Annotated in this window: 27 protein-coding genes, 1 tRNA gene and 1 pseudogene; 3 read left to right on the top strand and 26 right to left on the bottom strand. The window is 41.7% G+C overall.

Annotated features, from left to right (window positions below; genetic code table 11):
• From BM114_RS11380 to BM114_RS11310, 15 genes and pseudogenes are all read right to left on the bottom strand, one after another.
• Positions 1-2,173: pseudogene (locus tag BM114_RS11380) on the bottom strand (hypothetical protein); the annotation flags it as partial.
• 44 nt (positions 2,174-2,217) lie between these two features.
• Positions 2,218-2,634: a hypothetical protein gene (locus BM114_RS11375; protein WP_092113522.1), complete on the bottom strand. Its 417-nt coding sequence runs from the start codon at positions 2,632-2,634 to the stop codon at positions 2,218-2,220.
• Positions 2,634-7,544: a tape measure protein gene (locus BM114_RS11370; protein ID WP_092113520.1), complete on the bottom strand. Its 4,911-nt coding sequence runs from the start codon at positions 7,542-7,544 to the stop codon at positions 2,634-2,636. Before BM114_RS11370 ends, BM114_RS11375 begins: the two co-directional genes overlap by 1 nt.
• 41 nt (positions 7,545-7,585) lie before the next feature.
• The gene (locus BM114_RS11365; RefSeq protein ID WP_092113518.1) at positions 7,586-8,299 is read right to left on the bottom strand and encodes a hypothetical protein; all 714 of its coding nucleotides are present in this window, start codon (positions 8,297-8,299) and stop codon (positions 7,586-7,588) included.
• 15 nt (positions 8,300-8,314) lie between these two features.
• A tRNA-Met gene (locus tag BM114_RS11360) sits at positions 8,315-8,386 on the bottom strand.
• 67 nt (positions 8,387-8,453) lie between these two features.
• The gene (locus BM114_RS11355) at positions 8,454-8,972 is read right to left on the bottom strand and encodes a hypothetical protein (RefSeq protein WP_092113516.1); all 519 of its coding nucleotides are present in this window, start codon (positions 8,970-8,972) and stop codon (positions 8,454-8,456) included.
• 4 nt (positions 8,973-8,976) lie between these two features.
• Positions 8,977-9,393 carry a hypothetical protein gene (locus BM114_RS11350; RefSeq protein ID WP_092113514.1) on the bottom strand — a complete coding sequence of 139 codons (417 nt, stop codon included), beginning with the start codon at positions 9,391-9,393 and terminating at the stop codon, positions 8,977-8,979.
• Complete coding sequence (locus BM114_RS11345; RefSeq protein WP_177207108.1) at positions 9,390-9,872, bottom strand: hypothetical protein; 483 nt, start codon at positions 9,870-9,872, stop codon at positions 9,390-9,392. The genes BM114_RS11350 and BM114_RS11345 overlap by 4 nt, the downstream gene beginning before the upstream one ends.
• A gap of 1 nt (position 9,873) precedes the next feature.
• Positions 9,874-10,212 carry a hypothetical protein gene (locus tag BM114_RS11340; protein ID WP_092113512.1) on the bottom strand — a complete coding sequence of 113 codons (339 nt, stop codon included), beginning with the start codon at positions 10,210-10,212 and terminating at the stop codon, positions 9,874-9,876.
• 1 nt (position 10,213) lies between these two features.
• Positions 10,214-10,540, bottom strand: a complete 327-nt coding sequence (locus tag BM114_RS11335; protein WP_092113511.1) for a hypothetical protein — start codon at positions 10,538-10,540, stop codon at positions 10,214-10,216.
• Between the two features lie 2 nt (positions 10,541-10,542).
• On the bottom strand, positions 10,543-11,856 hold the full coding sequence (locus BM114_RS11330) for a major capsid protein (RefSeq protein WP_092113509.1): 1,314 nt from the start codon (positions 11,854-11,856) through the stop codon (positions 10,543-10,545).
• A gap of 15 nt (positions 11,857-11,871) precedes the next feature.
• A complete protein-coding gene (locus tag BM114_RS11325; RefSeq protein WP_092113507.1) occupies positions 11,872-12,282 on the bottom strand; it encodes a hypothetical protein in 411 nt (136 codons plus the stop codon).
• A 33-nt stretch (positions 12,283-12,315) separates the two neighbouring features.
• A complete protein-coding gene (locus BM114_RS11320; RefSeq protein ID WP_092113506.1) occupies positions 12,316-13,071 on the bottom strand; it encodes a hypothetical protein in 756 nt (251 codons plus the stop codon).
• A gap of 264 nt (positions 13,072-13,335) precedes the next feature.
• Positions 13,336-14,772, bottom strand: a complete 1,437-nt coding sequence (locus BM114_RS11315) for a class I SAM-dependent methyltransferase (protein WP_092113505.1) — start codon at positions 14,770-14,772, stop codon at positions 13,336-13,338.
• Between the two features lie 19 nt (positions 14,773-14,791).
• The gene (locus BM114_RS11310) at positions 14,792-15,115 is read right to left on the bottom strand and encodes a hypothetical protein (protein WP_092113503.1); all 324 of its coding nucleotides are present in this window, start codon (positions 15,113-15,115) and stop codon (positions 14,792-14,794) included.
• A 227-nt stretch (positions 15,116-15,342) separates the two neighbouring features.
• On the opposite strand from BM114_RS11310, the gene BM114_RS11305 reads away from it, so the two are divergent.
• From BM114_RS11305 to BM114_RS11295, 3 genes are read left to right on the top strand one after another with little or no spacing between them, the layout of a single operon-like run.
• A complete protein-coding gene (locus BM114_RS11305) occupies positions 15,343-15,816 on the top strand; it encodes a hypothetical protein (protein WP_092113501.1) in 474 nt (157 codons plus the stop codon).
• Positions 15,813-16,334, top strand: a complete 522-nt coding sequence (locus tag BM114_RS11300) for a hypothetical protein (RefSeq protein ID WP_143089323.1) — start codon at positions 15,813-15,815, stop codon at positions 16,332-16,334. The genes BM114_RS11305 and BM114_RS11300 overlap by 4 nt, the downstream gene beginning before the upstream one ends.
• Before the next feature lie 28 nt (positions 16,335-16,362).
• Positions 16,363-16,692: a hypothetical protein gene (locus BM114_RS11295; protein WP_092113497.1), complete on the top strand. Its 330-nt coding sequence runs from the start codon at positions 16,363-16,365 to the stop codon at positions 16,690-16,692.
• 31 nt (positions 16,693-16,723) lie between these two features.
• Here BM114_RS11295 and BM114_RS11290 read toward each other — a convergent pair whose 3' ends face one another.
• The 11 genes from BM114_RS11290 to BM114_RS11250 form a co-directional block, all read right to left on the bottom strand.
• Positions 16,724-16,939, bottom strand: coding sequence for a hypothetical protein (locus BM114_RS11290; protein WP_092113496.1), 216 nt, complete (start codon positions 16,937-16,939; stop codon positions 16,724-16,726).
• A 24-nt stretch (positions 16,940-16,963) separates the two neighbouring features.
• Positions 16,964-18,691 (bottom strand): GNAT family N-acetyltransferase, encoded by a 1,728-nt coding sequence (locus tag BM114_RS14450; RefSeq protein WP_177207107.1) that lies wholly within the window; start codon positions 18,689-18,691, stop codon positions 16,964-16,966.
• Between the two features lie 173 nt (positions 18,692-18,864).
• On the bottom strand, positions 18,865-19,197 hold the full coding sequence (locus tag BM114_RS11280; RefSeq protein WP_092113494.1) for a hypothetical protein: 333 nt from the start codon (positions 19,195-19,197) through the stop codon (positions 18,865-18,867).
• Positions 19,194-19,382 (bottom strand): hypothetical protein, encoded by a 189-nt coding sequence (locus tag BM114_RS11275; RefSeq protein WP_092113492.1) that lies wholly within the window; start codon positions 19,380-19,382, stop codon positions 19,194-19,196. Before BM114_RS11275 ends, BM114_RS11280 begins: the two co-directional genes overlap by 4 nt.
• On the bottom strand, positions 19,379-20,824 hold the full coding sequence (locus BM114_RS11270; protein ID WP_092113491.1) for a phage portal protein: 1,446 nt from the start codon (positions 20,822-20,824) through the stop codon (positions 19,379-19,381). The genes BM114_RS11275 and BM114_RS11270 overlap by 4 nt, the downstream gene beginning before the upstream one ends.
• 129 nt (positions 20,825-20,953) lie before the next feature.
• Positions 20,954-21,184, bottom strand: coding sequence for a hypothetical protein (locus BM114_RS11265; protein ID WP_092113489.1), 231 nt, complete (start codon positions 21,182-21,184; stop codon positions 20,954-20,956).
• A 30-nt stretch (positions 21,185-21,214) separates the two neighbouring features.
• On the bottom strand, positions 21,215-21,460 hold the full coding sequence (locus BM114_RS14175) for a hypothetical protein (RefSeq protein ID WP_143089322.1): 246 nt from the start codon (positions 21,458-21,460) through the stop codon (positions 21,215-21,217).
• Between the two features lie 10 nt (positions 21,461-21,470).
• Positions 21,471-21,767, bottom strand: coding sequence for a hypothetical protein (locus BM114_RS11260; protein WP_092113487.1), 297 nt, complete (start codon positions 21,765-21,767; stop codon positions 21,471-21,473).
• Positions 21,768-21,809: 42 nt separating this feature from the next.
• Positions 21,810-21,986 carry a hypothetical protein gene (locus BM114_RS14445; protein WP_177207106.1) on the bottom strand — a complete coding sequence of 59 codons (177 nt, stop codon included), beginning with the start codon at positions 21,984-21,986 and terminating at the stop codon, positions 21,810-21,812.
• A 206-nt stretch (positions 21,987-22,192) separates the two neighbouring features.
• A complete protein-coding gene (locus tag BM114_RS11255; protein ID WP_177207109.1) occupies positions 22,193-23,707 on the bottom strand; it encodes a hypothetical protein in 1,515 nt (504 codons plus the stop codon).
• Positions 23,697-24,041 carry a hypothetical protein gene (locus BM114_RS11250; protein ID WP_143089321.1) on the bottom strand — a complete coding sequence of 115 codons (345 nt, stop codon included), beginning with the start codon at positions 24,039-24,041 and terminating at the stop codon, positions 23,697-23,699. Before BM114_RS11250 ends, BM114_RS11255 begins: the two co-directional genes overlap by 11 nt.
• Positions 24,042-24,045 lie beyond the last annotated feature (4 nt).

Here is a 24,045-nt window from a genome sequence, read left to right as displayed (position 1 = left end):
CGAATATCGTGTTGCCGGCCTTGCCCAGGGAGAGGTTACCGGAGGTGTAGGTCTTCTTCCTGACCTCGAGCTCGGCGATGCTCATCTGCCTGCGTACCTTGAGGTTGTCGACCTCGAGCGTGCCCGTGCCGTCCTCGCTCTCGTAGAGGGAGTAGCCCAGACCCTCGTCGCCAGCCGTGTAGCGGCTGCTCGTTACGGAGCTTGCCACGACCCGGAAGAGCCTTGCGAAGCCGTCCGCGTCGAGGTAGTATTTCCCGTCCTCGCTGCCGAGGGCGATGCCCTCCAGGAAGGTTATCAGCCTCTGGGCGGTGTCCGGGGTATCCTTGCGGAGCAGGTGTGCGGCCGTATAGTTCTTCAACAGGTCGCCTATCTGCGAAGCGTTCAGCCCGCCGCCGCTAAAATTACCCGAGAGGATATTGTTCACATCCTCCTTTAATTGTGAGATAGTACCTTTGATGGCTTGGTTCCCGACTGTTATCTCCTGAATGATAGGGTAGTCCAGTTTAGTTACGAGTTTGATTACCCGTGTGGAGAGCTGGTAGCCGAAGCCATCATCATAGGTTACTTTCTGCCCGATGTAGAGGTTGGGGTTCTTCCTTGCGAACTCTACGGCATTGGAATGAGCTGTGTAGTTGTTATTATCTTGTGCACGGCGGTTTATTTCCTTGATGGTGCGTGCAGCAAGTTCCTCCTGTGCGAGCTTTGTTTCATACTCACCCATTACGATGTTAAACAGCACCACGATGTTGCAGGTGAGGTCGGGAAGTGCCTTGCCGTGCGGTATAAATCCGTCTTCCTCGTTGGTAGGGATAATAGTGTCGCCGCTTTGATACATTACTATCTCATAGTCGCCCTTGAGGACTGACACGCCGCTGTCGCCTGTTGTTTCTGATGCAGGAATATAGTGGCTATCCTCTTCGTGGAAATCCAGCTCAAAGCCATCTTGTCCGCTTGGCTGGCCAACCAAAGACTGTGTAAGGGCGTCATACTTACTATTCGTCGTATGCGTGTTGACCTTGAATGTTCCTTTTAGCGTGTAGCCTTGCAATATCTGCTTCTTTGGGTCGAGGTCATAGTCGTACCAGTAGTGAGTAACGGTATTTCCTCGTTCGTCTTTATCGGTGGTAGTGTTTACAAGTGGCTTAGTGGTGTCCTTGGTTGTGGTGCAGTATGCCAAACGCATATACCACACGGTGTATATCTTATTCGTGCCGTCGGGGTTCTTCTCATACTCGCCTGTGGTGTCATTCTTTAGCCAGCGTGTACGCTTGCGGATATTGTAGGCATATAGGTCGAGGTGGGGAAAAATGTCGTCAAAGGAGAGTGCCAGCGTCTGCTTGATGGCGTTGCTTGCGTCAAACCGTTCCTTGGTGATAACCTTTCCGTCTGTGCCCACATAGATACATCCATCGGGGTACTTGGTTGTATCAAGCCCTAATCGTGCAAGAGTGGCCACATTACCAGTGCCTACCTGCGCTTTGCGGCTCATGTTCTTTGTTGAGCCTTGCGGATAGAAACAGTTATAATAATCCTCCTTCGATTCGTTTACTGATGCAGTCTGGATGTTGTCGTGGACTTTCAATACTGGCACTTCCTCGCCTAAGTTGATGGCTATCTGCCCGAAGTAAAGCGCACGATGTTCCCATGATAGATGCCACTCGCAGTTATTATCCTTGCAGGCTTGTGCAATAGAGGAAAGAACGGAAAGTATATCGTTTGACGATACGGAAAAATTGACAGAGCCGTCCACAGTACCGCAAAGGGTATAGGTGAACTTCTGTGTATCATCCGTGATGCCGAACGCTTCATTGATAGCCTTGCACACGTATTCAAGTGCTGATACCGTCAGTCCCTCAAACGACCATTCCTGCTGCTTCAAATCGTTCTCTACATACAGAAACGGCACACGGCTAAGCCACATCAAAGGATGATGAAAACTTATATCATACTTGAAGCCCTTATCTGTTTCTGATGGGGTGTAGCTATTCAGTAGACGGTACTTTAATCCATCTTCAAAGGGGATAATATACGAGCCAGCGGGGATAGTAATTTTTACATCACTTTCCCACGAGAGCTTCACAAAGTCCGACTTGCTCAACTCTTGCTCATGCTCGGCACTCTCTGTTAAGATTACATCGAGCAATTTCTTGCCGTCTATGTCGTGTATAACCATATTGCAAAGATAGTTAAATTTATTTGATTAACAAATAAATAATTTCAATTTCTTTTGTTCGGGTTAGGCTCTGTTAATTTCAAGACAAACTTCCCTATCCCACGCATAAACTGGCTGAATTGAGAGCATGACTGATACAGACAATGATATACAATCCCTTGCTGAAATGAGGTTTCTATGTCAAGAATACCTTTTGCTAATTCTTCGCAAAAAGATGCGTACCGTTCAAAAAACTGTTGTTCATCGTTAGCAGTTAAATTAATCTGCAAGGTCAAATCACGCGAATCCACAAATACAGAAGTAGTAATCACTCTTTTACCATGCTCAGTTCTGTTATTATTCTCAATATACGCCTTTACGGATGGAGGTGTCATCAGTGCAGACAAAGATGTATCATCCATACTGACACCCCACGTGGTATAGGCATCTTTCCCATTTATCTTTAATTGTCCTATAAGCATTACTTCAATTCTTTTAAGTTTCTGTTTACATTATCCAACTTTGCGGCGAACTCTGAATAGATGGATTTCGAGCATTTCAAAATATCCTCCAAATAACTATTGTTATAAACCATTAAGTTTTTAATCTCCAATACTGCCGAGTTCGTAGATGATGAAAATGTGACCATTGATGATACGTTAGCCATAACGGCATTTGCCAAGTCCTTTATCTGCTCTCTCGTGATATTCCCAGCGGTAAGGAGCGCATCTATATTCGTTGCTTGCTCGTAGGTGATAGAGGAAACTCCGTTTGCGGTGGCATTCTGCTCTGGTTGTTTCCCTGTGTATCCCGTAGCCTCCTGCATGGCATTTCGTATGCTTAACGCCCTGTCCGTGAGTGTCTGGTAGTCATTGCGGAGCTCGTCTATCTCGCTTTTAGTGAAGTCGACTTTTCCGTTTTCTTTGTTCATTTTGTTCGTCCACTTCTCCTTGAACTTCTTCAGGTCGTCGTCCATGAGGTCTCCCACGGCGGCATTGGTGTACGCCCTTGCCATCATTTCTGTAAAGTCGTCCGCAAAGTCGGAAGCCGTAGCGTCCATGTCCATGATGGTCGATACGAAATCGTCATGTAAGCTATCGAACGATGTCTGTGTGAGGTTGTCGCTAATCTTCTCGGTAAGAGCCTCAAGCTCCCCTGCGAGGGCGACATATTTCTCCCAGTACTCGGACTTGTCGTATTTCCCCTCGTCAAGCATTCTCGACCACAGTTCCACATTGTTTACGGATATGGCCTTCATCTGCTCCGGAGTAAGCTTGTAGATGTCTTCAAGGCTGTGGACACTTTCAATAGCGGTCTTGGCTATCGGATTTTCTCTCTTATACTTTGCAAGCGTGTCGTTTATCTGCTTGTACTCCCTGTCTCCGAGGCTCCAGTAGTAGGCGTTGGAGTGATGGTTGTCGTGATAGCTCATCTGGGCTTTCAGTATCTCCATTGTATTCCTGTTCACGGCCTCCTGGTTCTTGTATGCTTCCTCGTAGCTGTCTATGGCCTTTGCCCCGCCAGACTTATCGATGCTCTCCCTTAGTTCGTCGATAGAGCCTTGCAGGGCGGCGTTGGACTTCGTGAGCCTTTCCGTAGTCTCTTTCACTTCCTTGGCGTTACTCCCGTTCATCCAACCGTCTTTTGCGCCGAACCAACTGCCTATGCCCTCTATTATACTTCCGACAATATTGGCAACACCCTTGATGACATCCATAATAATGTTGGGGAGTTCCGTAATGATTGCCTGTACGGCAGCATCGACTTTTTCGAGTAAACTTGTGATAAATTCGGCGGGTGCGTCCCCGAGTGCGTCAATAATCTGCAAGATGGCCCCTATGATACCGCCGACCTTTCCCCCGAGTTCAGACAACCCCTTTCCGACGCCGTCAGAGCCTTTCATAAGACTTGTTACGAGCTTGGTTACTCCGTTGGCAAACCCATAGAGCGACCCGTTGCTCATCTCGTTGAGGGCAGAGGTGAAATTATGTATTCCCTGCGCGGCAGCGTTGGTGCTGTCAGTTAGGTCTTGCTTGGCATTATCAGCGTCAGTTTTTGCGTTTTCTTGTTCTGTCTCCGTTTCGTTGACGGTTTTCTTAGCGGATTCCACTTTTGCTTTCGCAATACTCTTAGAAGTCTCATCCGTGGCTTTGGACAAATCGAATTCTGCCTTTCGCAAATCCTCTACGGCCTTGGTATGCGCGTCGGTCTTCTCCTTGAGTGTCTTCACGGCATCCTGATAGCCTCTTGTCTGCTCGGCTATCTTTCCCCAGATGCCGAAGTTGAACGGGGATGTAGCATCTCCTACGCCCTCCTTTCGGAGGTTGTTGCGCAAGTCAGCGTATGACTTTTTGCTTTCCGGGGAAAGAGCCTTGAATTCTGCCGTCTTCATGTACGCCTCGACCTCTTTCAGGGTGTCCCTGGCAATGTCTTTCAGTACATTACCCACGCCCTCAAAGGTTGCGCCCCAGTCTATGTCAAGGGCAAGGTTCCTTGATTTGGCAGAGGCGAGTGCGTCCTTCTTCTCCGCTTCGAGTATCTTCCTACGGTTCTCGTCCTTTTCCCTGGCTATCTTCTCGTCATACTCATTGGTGATAGCGTACATCTGCTCCTGTACTGTACCGTATTCCTTTAAATACTCATACAAGGAGTTTTTCTGCATAATCAACAGCTCGGATATAGACTTGCGCCTCTGCTCGACAGCAATTATTTCATACTCATCAAGTTGCGCCTTTTGCGTTACATTCAAATCGCTGTCTGTTAGATTGAGTGAGTTCCTGTAATTTCCCTCTTGCGATTTCGTCGCCTTTGGGTTCTTATTAAGCCACTCATTGACTTTATTGTTTTTGAGAGCCTCTATCATGTCCTTACGACGCTTCTCATTCTCAGCAATCAAACGGTCGTAATTGAGGTTTATCTGCTTGATTTCTTTCTCATAACTATCTTCCTTGAGGTCTATGTTATGCTGCCTTAAAGCAAGCTCTGTTTCCTTTTGTTGTTCCAAAACACTTTCTTCATAACCCTTGATAGCCTTGTTACGATTTATCGTTTCTTCCGCTATTCTTTCTTGCTCACGTTTAGCCTCTTCCGCTTTTCGTTTTGCATCATTTGCATATTTCTTTTTATTTTTCTCTGCATCTTTTGCAGCTTCTTCTGCTTTCCTTTTTGCCTCTTTGCCTGCCGCGTCTTTTTTGCTCTGCTTATCTTCAGCCGCCTCTGCATAGTCTGCTGAACGCTGGAGAGCTTGCTGCTTAGTATATCGCTTACCATTGACAATAGCAGACCCTCCGTCTTTCAAATTTGCACCGATAGAAGCGAAACGCTTGGAAAGCCTTTCAAGTTCAGGGATGCCCATCTTACCCATCCATGATGGAAACTGACCGTCAAAGTTGATATGAAAACCTATCGTGTTATCTTTGTACTGCGACATCAGTTCTTTGATATTCTTGTAAAGCTGATGAACACCGTCTGTTGGTCCTTGAAGTTTCCTTTCCAAAGCAGCAACCTTGTCCCCATAGTCCATAGATGCACTTGCGGCATTTCTTTCTGCCTCAGCAGACCTATTTACCATATCGAGATGCCTTTCTTGAGCTACGGTAGCTTCCTGCATGCTATTAACATACTTCTGAATAATATCATCTGACTTAAACAGTCCATTGTCTGCCCACTGGCTGTTGATGGCTTCTTCACTCAAACCTATCGCTTTCATACGCTCCTGTATCTTGGAGCGTATCTTATCCATTCCTTTCTCGTACTCTTCACCCGATTTGTTAACTATAAGATTCATGTTATTTCTAACGACGTCTCCTATAATCATACTGATAGCGGAAGCATTTTCTCTAATTTCATCAGCACTACCAAAAATCTTGTTAAGTAAAGTATCTCCAGTCTTATTATAAACAGCATTGCTAAGGTCGTTCACCAACTGATTTTGCGCATCTTGAGTAGCTTGCTGATATTCTTGGCTTACAGCGTCGATATCGTTCAATCTTTGACGCTCTATGCTTTCCTCTTTTATGAGCTGAATAGCCTGTTCTCTTTTTGCATTAACAACATCTATGTTGTCCCCCTCTTTTATCTGAGTAACACCATAATCAGCGAGGATAGAGTTAAGTTCTTCCAATACTTTCTTAGATGTACTTCCTGATAATTTCAACTTGTCATGTCCATCCGATAACCCTAAAAGAGTGTTGGAATAGGTATCAAGAGTAGTCAGAGTTGTGGCTGCATCTTTACCAAACTTATCGGTATATACAGCCATCTTGTCCATATCAGTATTCACAAGTTGAATAACACTCAATAACGCAGTAAGCCCGACCGTCAACGCACCTACGGGGTTGGCGGCAATGGCAGCCGTAAGACCCTTTATCGAAGCAGAGAACAATGTTGTACGTGCAGCCGCCATAGCTTCAGAATTGGAGAGAGTGATATTATTCATCGCTGCCAATTTGCTTTGCAAAGCTGCCTCCTGCAACAATCTGTTATGGATAGTCTGATAAACATTATAAGCAATTATAGCAGCTTTTGATATGCCATAAGCAGCAGCAACGGTTCCAAGGACACGAGCAACCGTTTCCCAATTCTCAACGAGTTTAGAAACAAGAGCAAGCCCTGTGTTTATACCACCCTCACTCTGTTTCCCTATTTCGTTGAACATCGTGTCGATAGCATCTTCGATATTACTTATCTGTCCTGTGATGGTATGAGATTGCTTTTCCATAAGACCTCCGAACCTGCCACCCTCCGAAGTCATGGAGATAATGGCTTTCTTTACTTCGGCCGCACCAACCTTGCCGGCTTCAACCAAATCAAGAATCTTATCTTCTGCAACACCAAACTGATCGGTAATTTCCTTTGCTATAGGAATGCCTCTGCCCGTAAACTGATGCAAATCTTTAGAAAAAAGCCTTCCCTGTACCATTGTCGTTCCGTACAAGTACACCAAATCTCCAAGAGGAACAGACAGACCTGCGGCAATATCACCAAGCCTTACAAGTGTCTCATTCACTTCGTTAGCACTTGTACCGTATGCGAGCAACTGCTTTGCTCCCTGCGATACGCTTTGCAAGTCAAACGGAGTGGTGGCGGCTGTCTTTACGAGTTGGTTCATCAGTTTGTTAGCTTCCTCTGCACTGCCGAGCATTGTTTCAAAGGCTACTTCCAACTGCTGGAACTCTCCACGAACGGACATGACTTTTGAGGCGAGTTGCTGTGCTGAGAAAGCACCCATAGCGGCAGTAGCAGCAGATTGTATCTTTCCGAACACCTGTTCTATACCTGCTCCGCCTTGCTCAACAACTCTTTGCGTCTGTCTTACGCCGTTCTGGACCCCCTGCAAAGCAGAGAGCATGTTGCCGTTATCCCCCGTTATATCAAATTTCAGTCCTGCCATCGTCTTTTTTATATAGTCTATTCCGTAAAGGTGTATATCTTTTATTTCCAACTCATTCCCTGTATGGCGTTCATCACAGCAGCCTTGCTGTTTCCGTCTACGAACTCTGAAATGTTGTTGATATGAATTTTCTTCATTTCTTCGTCTGTGAGATAGAGCGATGTTACTTTATCTTTCATAAGGAGCATGAGATTTGTGTAGCTTATCTCCCAAAGCACATAGTCGAAAGTCCATTTGTACCTCTCGCAAGCAGCATCTATGAGAGTGCCGTAGATAGACTTACCCCCAAAGCTGAAAGTATTTTTGCTTTCCTTTGCCTTTGCTATCTCAGACATTCTTTCTATCTCCTTGTCTATACCAAAGTGCTGGATGAATAATGTTGTCTTGTCGTTCGTTAGACAAGCGAGGATAAGAGTTGCTATGTCCTCATTATCCATTTCGCGCAGAAAGATGTTTTTACGGATAGTAACCGTTCGGTTGCTTAATACTTCTTTCTTAGTCTGTAAGGTATGATATGCAAGCAACAGACAACATTCCTCTTTCTTTGTCTCTACGAGCCTTAATGCTTCTGCGTATGGACTGACCTGTAATAGTTCTTTGTTCAAATCAAGGCTTTCTGTTACTCTCTGCTGTAAGTGCATCTTACCGAGGGTAACAGGGTATAAATAAAAATGCCGACGACCAACACTGAAACCTTTAGGCCTGTCTATGATGGTGTCGGCAATATCTAACTCTAATTGCTTGTCTTTATCCATAGTCGAATCATTTAGTTGCAGGTGGTGGAATCGAACCACCGTTCTTTACGTTATGAGCGTAATGAGATACCGCTTCTCCAACCTGCGATATTGCCGTCTGTCCGTGCTGTCATGCGTCTTTCCGCATTGTCCGTTATCCTACAATCTGATTACCTTAATCAGCATCTACATCAGTAAATACTACCGCTGTATCTTCGAGAGTTTCACCCTCTGCGATTGTAGAGAGGTCTGTAGCGATAGTGCTCCACTTGACGATATTACCACTGTCAGGTTTCAGTCCGTCGTGGTTGTAAGTGAGCAACCCGCCTTCCTCTGTTCCAAACTCATCAGCAAGAGATACAACGGTGTTGTCCATGCGAGGGCCGGGAACAGTAATATCCTCTGGCTGAACGAAGATTGCATAGCGGTGTGCTATTACACCATTTGCATCCTTGAAAGGCTTCTTGCGCCCTGCAAGACGGCGCAATACATATTCAAGCACATACTTGTTAGCAGAATACTTTACTGCCTCGTTCTCACCACCCTCAATAGGGGCTTCTTTCTTGTCGCCCTTAGTAGGCGTGAGCTTAGTTGTATTCTCTTTCGGAGTTCCAATCTTTGTCCACTTTGCACTTGGGGTATCAAGGTCTTTGGTAATAATATGACACTTGCCCCATCCAATCGGTTTTGACATAACTTTATTCGTTTATGATTTGATATAAAATTTTATTGTTTATCACGTGTTCTGAAGTTCCTGCCGATTCTATCACTCTCTGACCACATTCAAAGTTTGGGTCTGTGAGAGATAGGCGGAAGTCGTTTCCTCGCACGTTGTCGAAAAGGTCGAATGACATCTGACAGAGTTTTCGTAATCGGGCTGTCTGTTCCTCGTTTTGTCCGCTTACATCGTCATCGGCAACATAGATATTGACATTTACATAAGCGACTTGCTTCTGCTTGGTATCATTAGCAAGAATGGAGATAACTATATCCTCACTGCGTGAACCTTTCGGACGTACTGAGGTTTTCTTCAACTTGCCTGTTACCTCTTTAAGGAGGGAAGACTTATTGATTACTTTCCAAAGGTCATCCTTAATGTCTATATCTGATTTCATGCTACCAATTTTTCAATCTTGACAATAGCGGCCTTCTTGGCTCTTTCAAGCCGGGCGTTGATAACGCCCTTAGCCCAAAGTTCCGTCGATGCCAATACATCCTTGTTCTCGAGAGCTTCCACATGGTCTGCATAGTTCATTCCGGCTACCACTACCAATGCGTAGGTGCTGGAGTATTCCTTTCCTAACTGGCTTATCATCTTCTGACCCTCCGAACTTCCCTCACTGCCTTGTAAAACAGTTCTGAAAGCAGATTGCAGTTGCTTTACTCCGTGGTCATAAACAGCATAGCCGATTGACGAACGGAGATTGCCAGTTTGGTCATACCAACTTTCCTCACCCGACCTGTCTCTGATTTTGACAATACATTCCTCACCCAACTTCGCAAGACACATAGAGATTTCATTTTTCAAAATCTCAAATGCCTTGTAGAGGATTTTATCTACTGCGCTTGCAGGTGTTACCATTCGTATTGCCATTTCAAATCCAAATCTTGCACTGATGCTGGTAGCGGTGGAAACCTAACACTGTAAAGACCTTGCCTTCTCCTTTGCCGTAGAAATTGATGCGGATTTTCTCTCCGTACAAAAACTCACGACAATCCTGTGGCAGGTTATACACGGTGTATGAGTATGTCTGTACGCTCCCATCTGGGATAGCAATTCCATTTGCCTTGCCAGCAGGGACTATATCGCATTTGTAGGCATTATCAACCCAAGATGTTTGACCTTTTACATAGTCGCCAGTTTCCGGGTCTTCATGCCCCTGCGTTACAATCTGATAGCTGAGTGTATGTGCGGCAAAATCAAGTACAGCCATATCATTCTCCGATATATACCATCGGCTGACCAAGGTTTACCGTGGCTTCACCAATAGACTTATACAATGAGTTTATGCGAACCAATAGCCGTTCCTTATCCTTATCCGATAGAACTCCTACGCTCTTGTCAGATTCCGAATAATTCACGGCTTGCAGAAGAGAATAAAGACAGTCTGCAAGCGCACCTTTCCACTCGTTGGACTGCGCTATTTCATACGAATATTCAACATCGCCATCCAACTGGCGTTCTATGAGTTTATTCTCTACAAACCCTACTGGAATAGGGTAATGTACCTCATCACGGAGTGCTTGCAAGACTGTCTTCATAATTATACGGATTCTACGTTAGCGAAAAGAGTTTCCTCCTGTTCATCACTCAAAGCATTGACGGCAGCGATAACCGTCTCATCCTTTGCATTCTTGGCAATCTTCACGCCAAGAGCTTTCAGTTGAGCGACAAGGTCTGCTTTCTTGTACTTCTTACCGTTTACGGTAGTGAACTCATCAGATGCATCAGACTGCTCCGCTGTGGTATCAACCTCAGCAGACTTTGTTTCTGTGCAGTCAAGAACATAAATCTTATCCACATCTTCGATAACAGGAAGAACAAGTGACTGACCATTGGTAAACTCCTGCAATGGGTCTGTCTTGGAAAACTTGCTAATTAACTTATACTGATCAACGGTAACATACTTGACACCCTCAACAGGATTCGTAGCTTCTGCGAGTGAACCCCATACGAGCGAGCCTACCACATCAGAGCAGAGGAATACCATTCTGTCTGCGTTCCACGGCTTCTTGCTCTTCTGAACACCATTCTTCTCGAAGATAACAGAGCGATCGACGACTTGCAGTTTGATGTCAAACTCATCTTCAAATGCTTCTGTAAACTTCTTGACTGATGGAACTTTCAGAGTAGAATCATCTGTGTAAACCTTATCGTCTGCATCGGCAACCAACTCACGAGCCCAACGCTCCTTTCGGATTTCATTCAGCTTAGACTTTGCGAGCATAAGAGTAGTGATGGTATTGCCATCTGCATCAGCCTTACTCTTGATGTTCTCAATATCCTCGTAGCTTACATGACCCTTGACGATTGTTCCAAAGGTATTCTCATCAAGATAGCCGAAGTCAACACGCAAGCCAGTGCCTATGTTATCCTCATCCTCAACAAGCATCACGCCATCAGACAAAGCTGTAAGGAAGTTTGCTTCGTTTTTCTCGTCAATACCAATAGAGCAAGCTTCACCATCATTCAGCAGCTTCGTGAGAATACGCTGTTTCTCTGCTTTCTTTGCATCTGGATCTTTGGTCATTTCATAGTGGGCATTCATGATATTAAGAGCGTTAATCTCTGTCTCACGAAGAATCTTCTTCATACCGACCTTTGGCAACTTACCATTGGAAGTAGCAAGTGTACCACGCTTCTTGATAGGCAGCGGAGAATCCATTGCTACCATATCAGCAGCAACGTAGGTTGTCTTTGCAGATGTTCCCTCCCACTTCTGGTCTGAACTATACACAGGAGTGAGCATAGTCTTGTGGAGGTAAGTGCGCTTTACCGGAGCCTCCTTCTCCTTGATGTAAAGACCCAGCTTAGGCCAGATGCTGGCAATGAACTGGATAAAAAGTGATTCTTTCATTTCTTACCTCCTTTGTTAATCGTGTTCAAAAATAAGAGTAGGGATAGCCGTCTTGATAGCTTTCCGCATTTCCTCCGTGATAGGATAAGGCATAGCCTTGTCGTTCACACGTCCGTCATCCATCACGCCAACAAGAGGCTCGTTGGCTGGCTTGGAGCAGACAACAACACCTACATACTCATGCTTTTCTGGAAGAGCCTTATAAGCCCCACCATCAACAGGCATAGGCTTGTAGACGTAATTCACATTATCCTCATCAAGTGTGCGGATTACAAGATGACCAGCCTTGATAACATCCTCCTTGAAGTCTGTCATATCAAGCGTGCGGCCACCTGCAATACCGCCATTGTACTGACGGATAACAACAGAGTCGATACCAGTTACAATCTTGGTCGGCTCGTTTGCTAAATTTGCTTTTGCACCCATTTGTGTTAAAATTAAACTTAAACTTTTCGATGATTAAAGTTTAGCCAGCTCCTTTACCTCATCATCGGACATTACCTCTTCGTCATTCTTTTTAGCTCGCTTGTTTGCAGCTCCGGCAGTAGCATCGGGTGCACCCAATTTGTCAAGCCCACGATTGGCACGTTCTTGGTTCTCTGTTTCAAGGTCTGCTTCGACCTCGTCGTAGAAATCCTCAAACTCCTCATCATCCTTGAATGACATACGGTTGAAGGCTTTGAGCGTTCTCTCACCGAACTTACCTGTATTCTTCAGCAGTTTTTCGAGCTTGGCCTTACGGCTGTCGGCTGTCTTGCCGCTCTTCAATGCTGTAATCTCAGACTGCATGCCATCGAGTTTATCCATCAATGGTTTCAGAGCCTTGGCAAGTGAAGATTCCTCACCGTCTTCATCCTCGCTCTTCTTGCCTTTCTTGGAAGTCTGACTCTTACGATTCTTACGAGTTGCTGGCTCGTCATCGTCATCATCGTATTCCTCATCATCTTCCTCGTTAGCAGGGTGAGCTTCCTTGTAAGACTGGACACGGCGTTCTGATACCGTCTGTGAGAACTGGAGGAATGGCAGAGCGGCATCAATGGCATCGTCTACTGCTTCCTGAATTTCATCATCAGTTGCATCTTCTTTAATCTCGGAGTCAAGTTTGTCGGCAATCTTGGCAGCAACACCCTTCAACTCTCTGCGACTGAACCCAAGCGCCTTAATGTCCTTACTTGTTTTCAGTGCTTCCAACACTTTCCTAAAATGTTTCTTCATTGCGATTTATTTATAAATAAAAAAATGGCCTGCAATGCGAGTGAACGCAAGCAGACCATAGTCGGTAGAACTACACCGTTAGAGCAATGAAATTACGACCAGTTCTGTTGCGTGCAACTTCACACGCTTTCGACTACAAATATACTTAAATTTATTTGATTAACAAATAAAATTAAGAAAAATATTTTGCATGGTTTTTTTGAACACAAAAAAGTGGCAAGTGCATGATACACCTACCACCTAAATGAGTGATAAAATAAAACTTTATTTCTTTTTACTTTTCTTTGGCAGCACCCAGCCTCTTTGTTTAGCAACTGCTTGATTAAATTTCATCCATACATCTTCATCAAGGAACTCAAAGTGCATCGTTCCTTTCTTGAAACCTTTAATCCTAAAGAACGCCCACTCATACCAAGTGCCATAAGACATTTTATTGTTATCGACAAACCGATGTAGATTTTGAATACTATCATAATTCGTTCCTGTGATATAGCACAGAGCTTTTACAACGTCTTCAATCTTATACTCATTGCCTCCATAATGTAACCTCAAATGTCCGTAAAGGCTGCTATAACGAGAGTCGTAATCAACAACATATGGAACGATAAACTTTCGATTAACCATATAATTGGCATTGGTCTTCCACTTCTCCCCAGCCGTTGAGTTTTCTGCGGAGAAAGAGCAAATCAGGTCGAACGCCTCCAATAACGCCTTATCCATACGCTGACCTGTTGTCTGTACTACCATGCTTACCACTTGATAAATATTGTGCATAGTAAACGGAACATTAACCTGTTTTTCAATGAACTTATTAATTTGTTCACGCAAGCTATTGGTAGCATACTTCTCCATATTCAGTTTCGAGAAGATGATACGCCAATAATACTTTTGTAGTTGTTTCTTATACTGCTGACGAGTAATATTTACAGCAGAACCTTTTGTATCAACTGTTGCAAAACGGATTGGGATATAATCAAATCTTTCATCTGAGAATTTAGCCACCTCGTTAATCTTGTTTGCAGCTTCCATTGTTTCATCAAACAACTTAACCGCGGCGGTATAACGGTTTACCATATCCCTTACTACGTTATACTGAACAATACCCTCCGTTTCGTTTCTGTCAAGACTATCTTCCTCATCAGAGAACATATATCCGTCGAACTCATCTTCGTTTTCTCCCTCCTTGTATAGCTTGATAAGAGAAACGCCAACATTGGTTTTCCGCTCTGCAGTGTCAAACACAGTTCCGAGATATTCAGAACAACCATACAACTCTACAAGCTCGTATAACTCCTTCATTGCACCTGTATATCTATGTTCGAGATTTGAACTGTTGCACAGAGAAATAATGGTACACCCTGCCGGTGCTATTTCAAAAGCATGCTTGATGTGCTTTACTCCATCGCTAAATGGAGGGTTCATCACGATAAAATCCACATGACTAATATCTTCTGCTTTGACAGAAAGGAAATCTTCTGCTATAAGCTCGCACTCACCTTGCAGTAGTTTGCACAGCGTAGGGTCATTTTCGCAAGCAATAACTTCTCCGACTCCATTCTCTTTCAGCCACTTTACAATATTTCCACTTCCGGCAGACGGCTCAAGTATAGTCTTGCCGATAAAATCCTCACCGAGCATCATTGTATTGATAACCTCTATTGGTGTGGGGTAAAAATCCGTATTCTTTGTAAATAAATCCATTGATCTTAAATATTAGTCATTAGTAAAAAATTTCATCTGAAACGAACGACCAAATAAAAGAATTACTGCCATTAATTGTATCCATACATCTATTGCCCCAGTTATCAATATCATCTATAATTTCCGAGATAACAAAATCTTTGTATTCTTCAACTTCAAAATCTTCTAACTTAATAAGATTACCTTCTTCAGTGAGGAAGTATTTAGGAGAAATTTCGAGAACACCCTTTAGGAATATCTGAAAAGAATATTTGCTTAACTTTCCTGAGTTGTATAGCATAAAAGTATTCTCTAACTCACTTTTAATCTTTCTCTCGATTTCAACAAATTCCGACTTCTTCATTGCTCTTTAATTTTAATTGTTATTGTTTTATTTTGATAATGTAAAGGTAGTCATTTTTTGCGAGATTACCAAATATAACTTACTGAAAATCAACAAGTTAAAGGTTATTTAACTTTAAAGATATGTGTTTTACATGCCATCAAATAATATAAATAACTTTTCTCTTGGAATTTGGTAAAATCAAACAATTTTACTATATTTGCATTACTAATCAAACACAAAGAGCAATGAAAGTGATTAACCTTACAAATGGATACGTAAAGGTCAGACGTATGGACTTTATACAGGAATTCATGGAAGGAGGAATAATACCAGAAGACTTGTACTGGCTTACAGAGGACAGTAAAGGGTATATATCTTTTCCTAAATATCGGCTTGACGAATTGGAAGCAAAAAGAGTTGAACGAAAAAAAAGAACGGAAAAGTTATACAAATGTGTAGAGCTAAATAATAAGGGTATTAAGCTTGAGAAGCAAGGAAAAATTAGCGAAGCAATATCAGTATATGAAGACAACATAAAAGGGGACTGCTACCCTGCAAGACACTCTTTTGATAGGTTGCTTGTTTTATACCGCAAGGCAAAAGACTACGAAAGCGAGAAACGTGTTGCAATCAAAGCAATATCTCTATTTCCTGAAACAAAATACAAGGAACGTTTGAAGAAAATCGAATTGTTAATTTCAAAACAAAATAAATCGTGAAAAAATATCTATTAGCTTTAGCATTATTACTTATATCATTGTCATCTATTGGACAATCTGTGTTAGGAATTCCTTTTGGGTGTTCCTACGAAGACGTAAAACAGTCGCTAATTAAAAGGAATGTCGGAGATAATACGTGGGAGCAAGACGGGAGAATAATTGTAACTAATGGATATATAGGGAACATTCCATTTGGGCTTGGTGTTTTTTATTTCCAGTTCAAGGAAAACAAATCTTATTTGTCAGCAGCAGCTTTCTCTGACGTAGAATTAACTGCTGTCGAAGCAAAGAAAAAGAGAGAGGAATTTGCAAAAGCAATAAGAGACAAGTATTTTGACAGCTTTACAGAGTACATAGATGAAAAAGGTTTCAAACGGTATGAGTTTGGGGAAAATCCATTAAACAAAGAAGCTCCACTTGGTAAAATTTTCATATTCCATAATAAAAACGAAAAAAAATATGATGCCGTGTTGTATTACGGCCCCATTCACTACATTGAGCCTAATTCTGATTTTTAGACTATTTGCAAATTTCAAAGCAAACATTATGAAAAAATATCTTTTCCTTATATTATTATCGCTCATACTATTCGCATGTGGTGGTAATAAAAAGCTTTCTCATGCAGCGGTAAGATATGCAGAAAGCATTTCTGGAACAAGCGTTCTTAAAGCAACGGTAACGGATGTTCATGTACTAATAATTGCTATTGATGCAATAGAAGGGCAAAATTACGATGCTCTTGCAAGATACTATCTAAATGATGCAATCAAGCACGGTGCTTATGACATAAAAATGTGTGCTGTGGTAGATTATTCAACGTCAGAGTTCCAAGACGGAGCAGTCGTTGGCGACAGATTAGGAAAGGCTTTCAAATAACAATATCATAAAGGCGGTTGTTACACCGCCTTTACTTTTCTGAGAGTTTTCTCCAATAGTCTTTGTACTTAAGGGCTTGTTGAGGGGTTATCCCGTAAAAGCCACACCACTCTTTCATTGTGGTTCCATCGCAATCAAATCCTGCAACACTCCACATAGAACCTGCTTTATGCTTAATCTCTGTTTCTTTACTCACTGTAAATTCAGAGTGCATCTTTGCTGTCAGTTCTTCTTTCAACTCTTTCATACTGCAAATATATACAAAAAGTTATTAAATGTGCAAATAATCACGAAGATATTCAAACTGCACTTCGTTGGATAAATCTAAATACCCTTGCCATGATGAGCCTTTTAGCATATTTCTACCAAAGGACATATTTGCTAAATTTTGCATCGGAACTAACTCTTTATAGTTTTCTATCACAGACTTAGCTTTCGCATATTCATGAATGCTTATTTTATGCTCATTTAGAGCATTCTCTATTATCATTTCCACTTCTTTCTTTTCTGCGACAGCACCATATTTTGCCCAACAATAACCTCCTACATCAATATTAGCATGTATATAAGCTCTTTTTATTCCACAAGATTTGTATTGCTTGACCATTGCAGACATGAGTTCCTTTGAAATTCCTTTACCCTGCAATTCTTCTGGTAAAACAAACAACTTATGGTCTACCACTGGGACATTTTTTCCTGATATTTTTTCAAACCTAAAGTATCTTGATAATTCAAATTCTTTTCCATTTTCAAGACGCCCCAAGTATCTAAGTGCAACTTTCCCGTCAAGAGCATCCTCTATTCGCTTAATTTTGATCAATATTCTATTTTTGTCACAAACCTGTTCTACAACTTTATCAAATGCCAGTACATCAAATCCCTTAATTGCACTATTAGGAAAATCTTCCACAGAAACCATATTACGCCACCAAAAACCTCTTTGAATAAGCTGCTGCTTAACAGCTTCGTTGTAAACAAACTCTTTCTTCCATCCACGAGTAATATGTTTTTCATTATCCCTAACCCAACAAGGTAAAGTTCCTCGACTGCGTGCTTCATTTATTCTCTCTGAATTTTCTGAAACCCATTTTCCAAAATTATCAGGTGGAACCGTTATCATATTAGGGCTATTCTCTCTGTGATCAGACCAGTACTCTTCCTCGCTCATGACGATAGGAACAGTGTAGCACAAGCAATTAGGATGCCACCCGACAAACTTGAAATCCTTTGGATAATCGCCAACCAAATCGTCGCAAATATCATATCGTGGGTGTGAGCCTGACAACTTAATCTTATATCCGAGAATGAAATCAAACTGCTTCCAGCGTTCTTGTTCTGCTGTTCTGTAAGCAATGCTTATCTCGTTCCTTGCCAAACGGATAGACCTATACTCGCAATCATAGCACCTTGTAGCCTTACTATACTTCTCTTGATAATCTGCTTGAAGTGCCGGCCAGTCGTGTAAATACTTACTTAATCGCTTGGATAAGGTAACGGCACTCATACCTTTTTCAACAGCGGTAGAGATAGTTGCTTCGAGCGAATCCTTGTATATCTGCGACTGATTCCACAACTTAGCAGAGAGATTTAATCCTCTGTCTCGTCTTGCCAGGAACGCTTGCAGTTGGTCGCTATTGGTTTGAAAATAGTGCTTAAACTTCTCTCCATCAACCTGCGCACGATAATACTTCAAAGCCTTGTTCGCTACGATGTTTTGAAAAAGATTACTATTCGCCCACTCTGCGGAAGTACCCGAATAGATGAGGCTTTGCATATCACCTACAAACTGTCTTTGCAATAACTGCAAATCACGTTTTACCTCTGGGTAATCAGAAAAAGAAAACTCAATAGAACCATCATAATCAACAGACTCAACGATAGCTGCTGCCTTTTCGTTAAGTCTTTCATATATGCTTCTGACTTGCATCATATATCCTGCAAGCCGTTTACTCAATTCTTTATATGCCTTTCTCTGATTAGGCAACCTTGGTTTACCCATTCATTTTGAATTTGTCACACGCCCTTTGACTTAATAGCACGCAATACTTCTTATTCGTGTAGTGAGGACATCTTCCGAGAGTAGGTTCTCCTTTCAAACTAAGTGTTTCAAATTTTGTTTCTACTTCGCAAAATGAGCACTCTCTACAATAGTGAATTTCCTTAGATGCAACCTTACTCCTCGCTCTTGCGCACATAGACTTTTAAGCGTGATTCCACCACCTTTTCTCCGTCTTTCTGATACACCTTATCTTCTATAAGACAATTCTTTTCAAGTGCTTCAAAGATGTGGCTATGGTTGTTACCTTTCTGAATACGAACCATGTCAGCAACACCCTTTCGATATGAAGTCTTATCTTTACATGAACTTCTGTACTGCTTAATGTTCTTCTTTGTGATGGCAACTGCAATGGCTATTTCCTTTGCCTCATAATCAGGCTTTATCTCGTATGTAGGATAAATCTTGCTCGCCAATCTTACGAGTAACTTTGCGATGTTCTGTTTCATAATTTAATATCAACTTCTACATTATAATTATAATCCTCTTCCACTCCAAAATCATTGCTTTTCGTACAACGAGAGAAATACACTATTTTAACCTGTATTTTTGTCGCTTCTTCAAACTCTTTCAAAGCAGCAGAAATCTTCTGCTCCATTTCAAGTTTCTTTCTCTTTGCTTCTTCTATGGTCATAACACTTGATTATCCAAGTTAAATGCAGAAGCACTCTGTGATGCCTCGACAGCGTTTTCCTCCTGTATCTGCTTCAATGTGGCAGCAGCATCAGAACTCTTTCCGTACTTCTGAATTGACTCCAACTGGCTTTCTATAGGCTTATTGCCGTTGGCTTTCATTCTCTTGTTTATATCTGCAAGCTCGTCATTCTGAATATATGGAGTGATCACATGTTCTACTACGACATTATCAATCTCATCTTTCCACTTTGTGTTCATCACTTTCAAAAAAGCCTTAATAACGTTACACTCTCTTTCAAGAAACTCGATCCACATTTCTTTCTCATCGTCAATCCTAAGATGAGCATCTGTGAGTAAAGCCTGACGTGCTTCATAGCCTATGTTTCCAAGCCCTTTCATGTTCTCAAATGAAATGTCTGGTATCTGTGCCTGCGCCCAGTACAACTTCTCCATTTTATCAACATGGTACTTCAAAGCTTCAATGGACTGAGACCAAGATACATAAGAAACATCTCCACCAGTTTCACATCGGAAAATTCGATACGCCTCTCCCTTTTCTTCTTGACCTTTAAGGCCACCAGACACTTTCAAAAGCGGAGCTGAATTATAAGCAATAACGTTAGAATTTCGAGAAAGAGAGTATTCAATTTCTGATCGAAACGAAGACAGTCCATCATAGACAGGTTCTGACTTCCAAGCGTAGATACCTGGTATCTTCTTCAAGACAATATCTTCTCCATTGGCTATTTCTCCATCTTCGGTAATTTGCGTAAGCACAGATTCCCAGCCTCCGCTGTCAAGACCTTGTTTCCAAATGTAGTGCTTATCCTCTGTGTAAGTTTCAAAATAAGTTACCTCCTTATCTTTTACTTTCTTAGTATATTCAAAAGACATCGCGAGCATATCATCCATTTCGTTCAGCAACGGATAGAGGTGTACGCCACTCATAGGAGAAAAAGTCTTGCATTTCAACTTATAATCACTTTGGAAGCCGTAAAGAGTATTAGTTTTTTTAACTGCATACCATACTGTAAATATTTCACAAGATGCATATAATGCTTTTGCCCGCTTAATATTCTCGCTGTATATGTGAACTTTACGATAAATGGCTTCTATCGCTTTACTGATTTGCTTTCTTGTGTCATTGCCTTCAATATTGGAGTACACACGCTTAACAGGTATTGAGAATGTAAACTCTGCCATTCTCTTAACGTGCAGTTTTTCCAAACCGACGATTATACGAGCCGACTTATCCACCTGCCCATCACTTCTAATTTTGTCTTTCAAGGTCGTTGTGTCAGACAAAATAGCATGAAGTGTAGGCTCGTAGTCTTTCTTTAGCTTATCCCACGATGGTACAGATACCGACTTATCTTTTAATAAAGAAATGGTTTCTGATATATTCCGATTATCAAAATCTATTGAACTAAAATCAACCATAAAGTATACTTGTAATTACAGCTACAAATATAGTTAAAATTATTTGATTAACAAATAAATAATGACTTTTTTTAAGAGGACAAAAAAAGGCAGCTATCTTCACAAACAACTGCCTAACAATAACAATTCTCAAAAATACTTATCAACGAGCAGCTGACGAGTTCGTTCAATTTCTTTATCTACATCTATTACGAGTGAAAGATAGAAAACCTCATGTCCCCTTAAACATTCGTAAGCAATTTCGATACTTCTCTTTTCTTCTTTAGTGAATCCAAGCCTGAAAGTTTTAATAATTGCAAGTGCCTTCAAGAACTCCCCTGCTTTCAACAAGGCTTTTGCCTTTTCTGTTTTTCTGTACAAACTAATCTTTGAATATCTTCTTCTGTGATTTTATTTCCATGCTGATTTAATTCTTTCTTCTATCCATTTAACAAGCCCATCAGATGAAGCAATGGCCTTCTTTGGAACTTTTACCTTACGAGAGTGCCTTGCTATGATACGACACCAATCGTCTTTGAAAATTATTTCTACCGTTTCTTTCCTCGCAAGCTGCCTTAGTTCGTTAAACTTTATAGCTGGAGTATTAGTAGCAGAATGAGCTACCACAGAATTGAGATGAACTATTATTGATTCCATATTGCTACCCTTACATCAACTCGTATTCTACAACCCCATAAGTTGATTTTGCGTACTTCTTCTCGTTTATCACATTCGCTATCATGTGTACTGTAAGCCATATTGGCGTTTCGCCCTCATTCATTTGAAAAGAATCCCAAGGATGCTGAGAGTACTTTTCAACCTTATAGGTATTTCGCCATTCAGATACACGTTCTTCTATGTCGTTGATTGCACTCTGTTCTGTTGCGAAGAACTTACTACTTGCCCATATAATTTCGCCACCTTTTACGATGACAACTCTAAAAATTTTCTGATTCTTCTTCATTGCTCTATCATCTATTGGCAGGGAGGTTAGCCTGCCGTTGCCTTATTCAATGTAAAACTTTTCGTTCTTTGCAGTACAGAAACCATCTGCAAAAGTTGTAACCAACTGCTCACTATCGCTTGTATATAGAATCGCATCATCAGCTATTCTAACAAAAGCCATACATTTCAAATAATCCAAGTATGTAACCTTGTAATTGTAATCTTCTAACTCTTTCATTGCTCTTACTTTTAATTGTTATTGTTTTATTTTTATAATGTAAAGGTAGCCATTTTTTACGAAAGGACCAAATATAACTCGCTGAAAATTAATGGTTTAAAGATTATTTAACTTTAAGTTATGCAACAAAAAGTGTGTCTATCCATCACGGACAAACACACTAAGAGCAATGAAATCGTCAGAAAAACTGAGATTTCGCTACAAAGTTACAAAACATTCTGCAATATCCAAGCATCATCTACATAATCTTTTGCTTTCGGATAGAAAGTAGAAGCCAGCGCATCAGCCCTATCCGGACTTCGTTTAAGCCTCGATTTTATATCTTCCTTGGGCTCGATGATAATACTTCCACTACTTTGGAACGACCAATGAATTTCTGTCAGTTCCGCATCTAACTCGTCGCATGGAGGTAATGCTGGATTAAAACCATTCTTCGGGTTAAGCCAATCCCTTACAGCCCAATAGCAATAGGCTCTCATATTGGCAAACTCATACAGCCCAGTTATATCATGCAGCCCTCTTGTTCCCTCTGAGAATTTGCAGGAGTAGGCGTTATGGTAACCAAGTTCCTCCAAGCGTGCATAAACACCAGCACCCTCACCGATGGTATCTATCATTACTTTTGCTTTATCATCACGTAGCCATTGTACAGCTTCGCCAGCTACTTTCATGTGGTCAGCCTTTCCTCCAGACTGATGTATTTTAATCTCTGGTACATAGTTCCCATAGCGTGGGACAAAACAACTGCTATCACGGCCCATACCTGCAACATCAATACCAACAAGAGGATGTTTCCTTGACACAAACTTCTCTGATTGCAGCTTTTCCCACCTCTTATGTGCAAGTTCCAGCCAGTACATAGGTATGAGGGTATCTTCTGTTGCTTTCGGAAATAATCCAAGAACCTTGATACGGAACAAGTCGTTGGGCCGATAATATAAACCTTCCCATTTGAAATCTCCCTCACCCTCATCGAAATCATCCTCTTGAACAATGGTACACCAGTTTTCTACCTTATCCTTTACCCACTCGTAATCGACTTGGCCGGGGATAACATTCTGCTTTCTGACAACATTTTCAGCATTAAGTGAGTTTAGACGAAACTTCTTGAAACGAGAAGACTTCATGGCTTTTGCAGCATATCCAGTAGTGACGTTTGGGTTAAACACTAAAAGCAATCGTGAATTGCCTTGCAAATTTCCCTCGATAGCGTTAAAGGTGGTTTCGCTTACACCTGAAGCTTCTGTTACTATGAACATCGTATTTACTGCATGAAAGCCAGACCAAGCCTCTGTATTATCATCTGAAGCCTTAAATGCGGTCAAAAACCATTCGGCATTGTTCGTTCTAATACCATCAGACAACATTCTACCTGGCAAGACTTTTGCATTTCTAAACAAACGACTTACCTCTGGTATCATAATGTTTATGCACTGACGCCCCGTTGGAGCGGTCATTGCTATCTTAGTATTTTCTACAAGTCTATGATTTTTGTCCCATCTTGGAGTGAGATACATAAAGCACATAGCGGCACAAGCAGCAACGAAATCCTTGCCGCGACTCGTTCCGCTTGCAACTGCAATCATTTTGTTTGTTTGTAATGCACTTATTATCTCTCGTTGCTCTTTATCAAGATTTACAAGCAAAACTTCTTTGCAAAATAAGTTCCAGTCGCTTCGCCAAACCTCAAATCGTTTCTGCCATTTTATATCAATCTTCATCAACAGGTAAAGACTCCATTAATTCCAAGAATGGATTAGCATTAACATCATGTTCAGTTTTCTCAACATATCCACGCTTTTTACCCTTAGTCTTTAAGAAGAAAATTAAGGATGTTACATCGCCATCGTTGATATGCTCTACCAACTTTGATTCCGCAAAATCTAACAAAGACTCATCGGCTTCACTGATAAGTTCCTGCAGTTTCTTTGACTTTGCTTTTCTGTTGTAAAATGTTTGCCTTGTGATATTCAAAGCAGCGCAAGCGGCCGTGATGTTACAACCTTTCTTCTTGTAAATCTCAGCCATTTTTTCTATCGAAACAATCTTTCCCATAACC

Source organism: Prevotella sp. KH2C16 (assembly GCF_900113305.1).
Lineage (GTDB): Bacteria > Bacteroidota > Bacteroidia > Bacteroidales > Bacteroidaceae > Prevotella.
This window is presented reverse-complemented; position numbering and strand designations above follow the sequence as displayed.

Bases quoted from the DNA above. Each gene is read 5' to 3' on its own strand.
- BM114_RS11375 (WP_092113522.1), bottom strand. From the start codon at position 2,634: ATGCTTATAGGACAATTAAAGATAAATGGGAAAGATGCCTATACCACG.
- BM114_RS11370 (WP_092113520.1), bottom strand. From the start codon at position 7,544: ATGGCAGGACTGAAATTTGATATAACGGGGGATAACGGCAACATGCTC.
- BM114_RS11365 (WP_092113518.1), bottom strand. From the start codon at position 8,299: ATGGATAAAGACAAGCAATTAGAGTTAGATATTGCCGACACCATCATA.
- BM114_RS11355 (WP_092113516.1), bottom strand. From the start codon at position 8,972: ATGTCAAAACCGATTGGATGGGGCAAGTGTCATATTATTACCAAAGAC.
- BM114_RS11350 (WP_092113514.1), bottom strand. From the start codon at position 9,393: ATGAAATCAGATATAGACATTAAGGATGACCTTTGGAAAGTAATCAAT.
- BM114_RS11345 (WP_177207108.1), bottom strand. From the start codon at position 9,872: ATGGCAATACGAATGGTAACACCTGCAAGCGCAGTAGATAAAATCCTC.
- BM114_RS11340 (WP_092113512.1), bottom strand. From the start codon at position 10,212: ATGGCTGTACTTGATTTTGCCGCACATACACTCAGCTATCAGATTGTA.
- BM114_RS11335 (WP_092113511.1), bottom strand. From the start codon at position 10,540: ATGAAGACAGTCTTGCAAGCACTCCGTGATGAGGTACATTACCCTATT.
- BM114_RS11330 (WP_092113509.1), bottom strand. From the start codon at position 11,856: ATGAAAGAATCACTTTTTATCCAGTTCATTGCCAGCATCTGGCCTAAG.
- BM114_RS11325 (WP_092113507.1), bottom strand. From the start codon at position 12,282: ATGGGTGCAAAAGCAAATTTAGCAAACGAGCCGACCAAGATTGTAACT.
- BM114_RS11320 (WP_092113506.1), bottom strand. From the start codon at position 13,071: ATGAAGAAACATTTTAGGAAAGTGTTGGAAGCACTGAAAACAAGTAAG.
- BM114_RS11315 (WP_092113505.1), bottom strand. From the start codon at position 14,772: ATGGATTTATTTACAAAGAATACGGATTTTTACCCCACACCAATAGAG.
- BM114_RS11310 (WP_092113503.1), bottom strand. From the start codon at position 15,115: ATGAAGAAGTCGGAATTTGTTGAAATCGAGAGAAAGATTAAAAGTGAG.
- BM114_RS11305 (WP_092113501.1), top strand. From the start codon at position 15,343: ATGAAAGTGATTAACCTTACAAATGGATACGTAAAGGTCAGACGTATG.
- BM114_RS11295 (WP_092113497.1), top strand. From the start codon at position 16,363: ATGAAAAAATATCTTTTCCTTATATTATTATCGCTCATACTATTCGCA.
- BM114_RS11290 (WP_092113496.1), bottom strand. From the start codon at position 16,939: ATGAAAGAGTTGAAAGAAGAACTGACAGCAAAGATGCACTCTGAATTT.
- BM114_RS14450 (WP_177207107.1), bottom strand. From the start codon at position 18,691: ATGGGTAAACCAAGGTTGCCTAATCAGAGAAAGGCATATAAAGAATTG.
- BM114_RS11280 (WP_092113494.1), bottom strand. From the start codon at position 19,197: ATGAAACAGAACATCGCAAAGTTACTCGTAAGATTGGCGAGCAAGATT.
- BM114_RS11275 (WP_092113492.1), bottom strand. From the start codon at position 19,382: ATGACCATAGAAGAAGCAAAGAGAAAGAAACTTGAAATGGAGCAGAAG.
- BM114_RS11270 (WP_092113491.1), bottom strand. From the start codon at position 20,824: ATGGTTGATTTTAGTTCAATAGATTTTGATAATCGGAATATATCAGAA.
- BM114_RS14175 (WP_143089322.1), bottom strand. From the start codon at position 21,460: ATGGAATCAATAATAGTTCATCTCAATTCTGTGGTAGCTCATTCTGCT.
- BM114_RS11260 (WP_092113487.1), bottom strand. From the start codon at position 21,767: ATGAAGAAGAATCAGAAAATTTTTAGAGTTGTCATCGTAAAAGGTGGC.
- BM114_RS14445 (WP_177207106.1), bottom strand. From the start codon at position 21,986: ATGAAAGAGTTAGAAGATTACAATTACAAGGTTACATACTTGGATTAT.
- BM114_RS11255 (WP_177207109.1), bottom strand. From the start codon at position 23,707: ATGAAGATTGATATAAAATGGCAGAAACGATTTGAGGTTTGGCGAAGC.
- BM114_RS11250 (WP_143089321.1), bottom strand. From the start codon at position 24,041: ATGGGAAAGATTGTTTCGATAGAAAAAATGGCTGAGATTTACAAGAAG.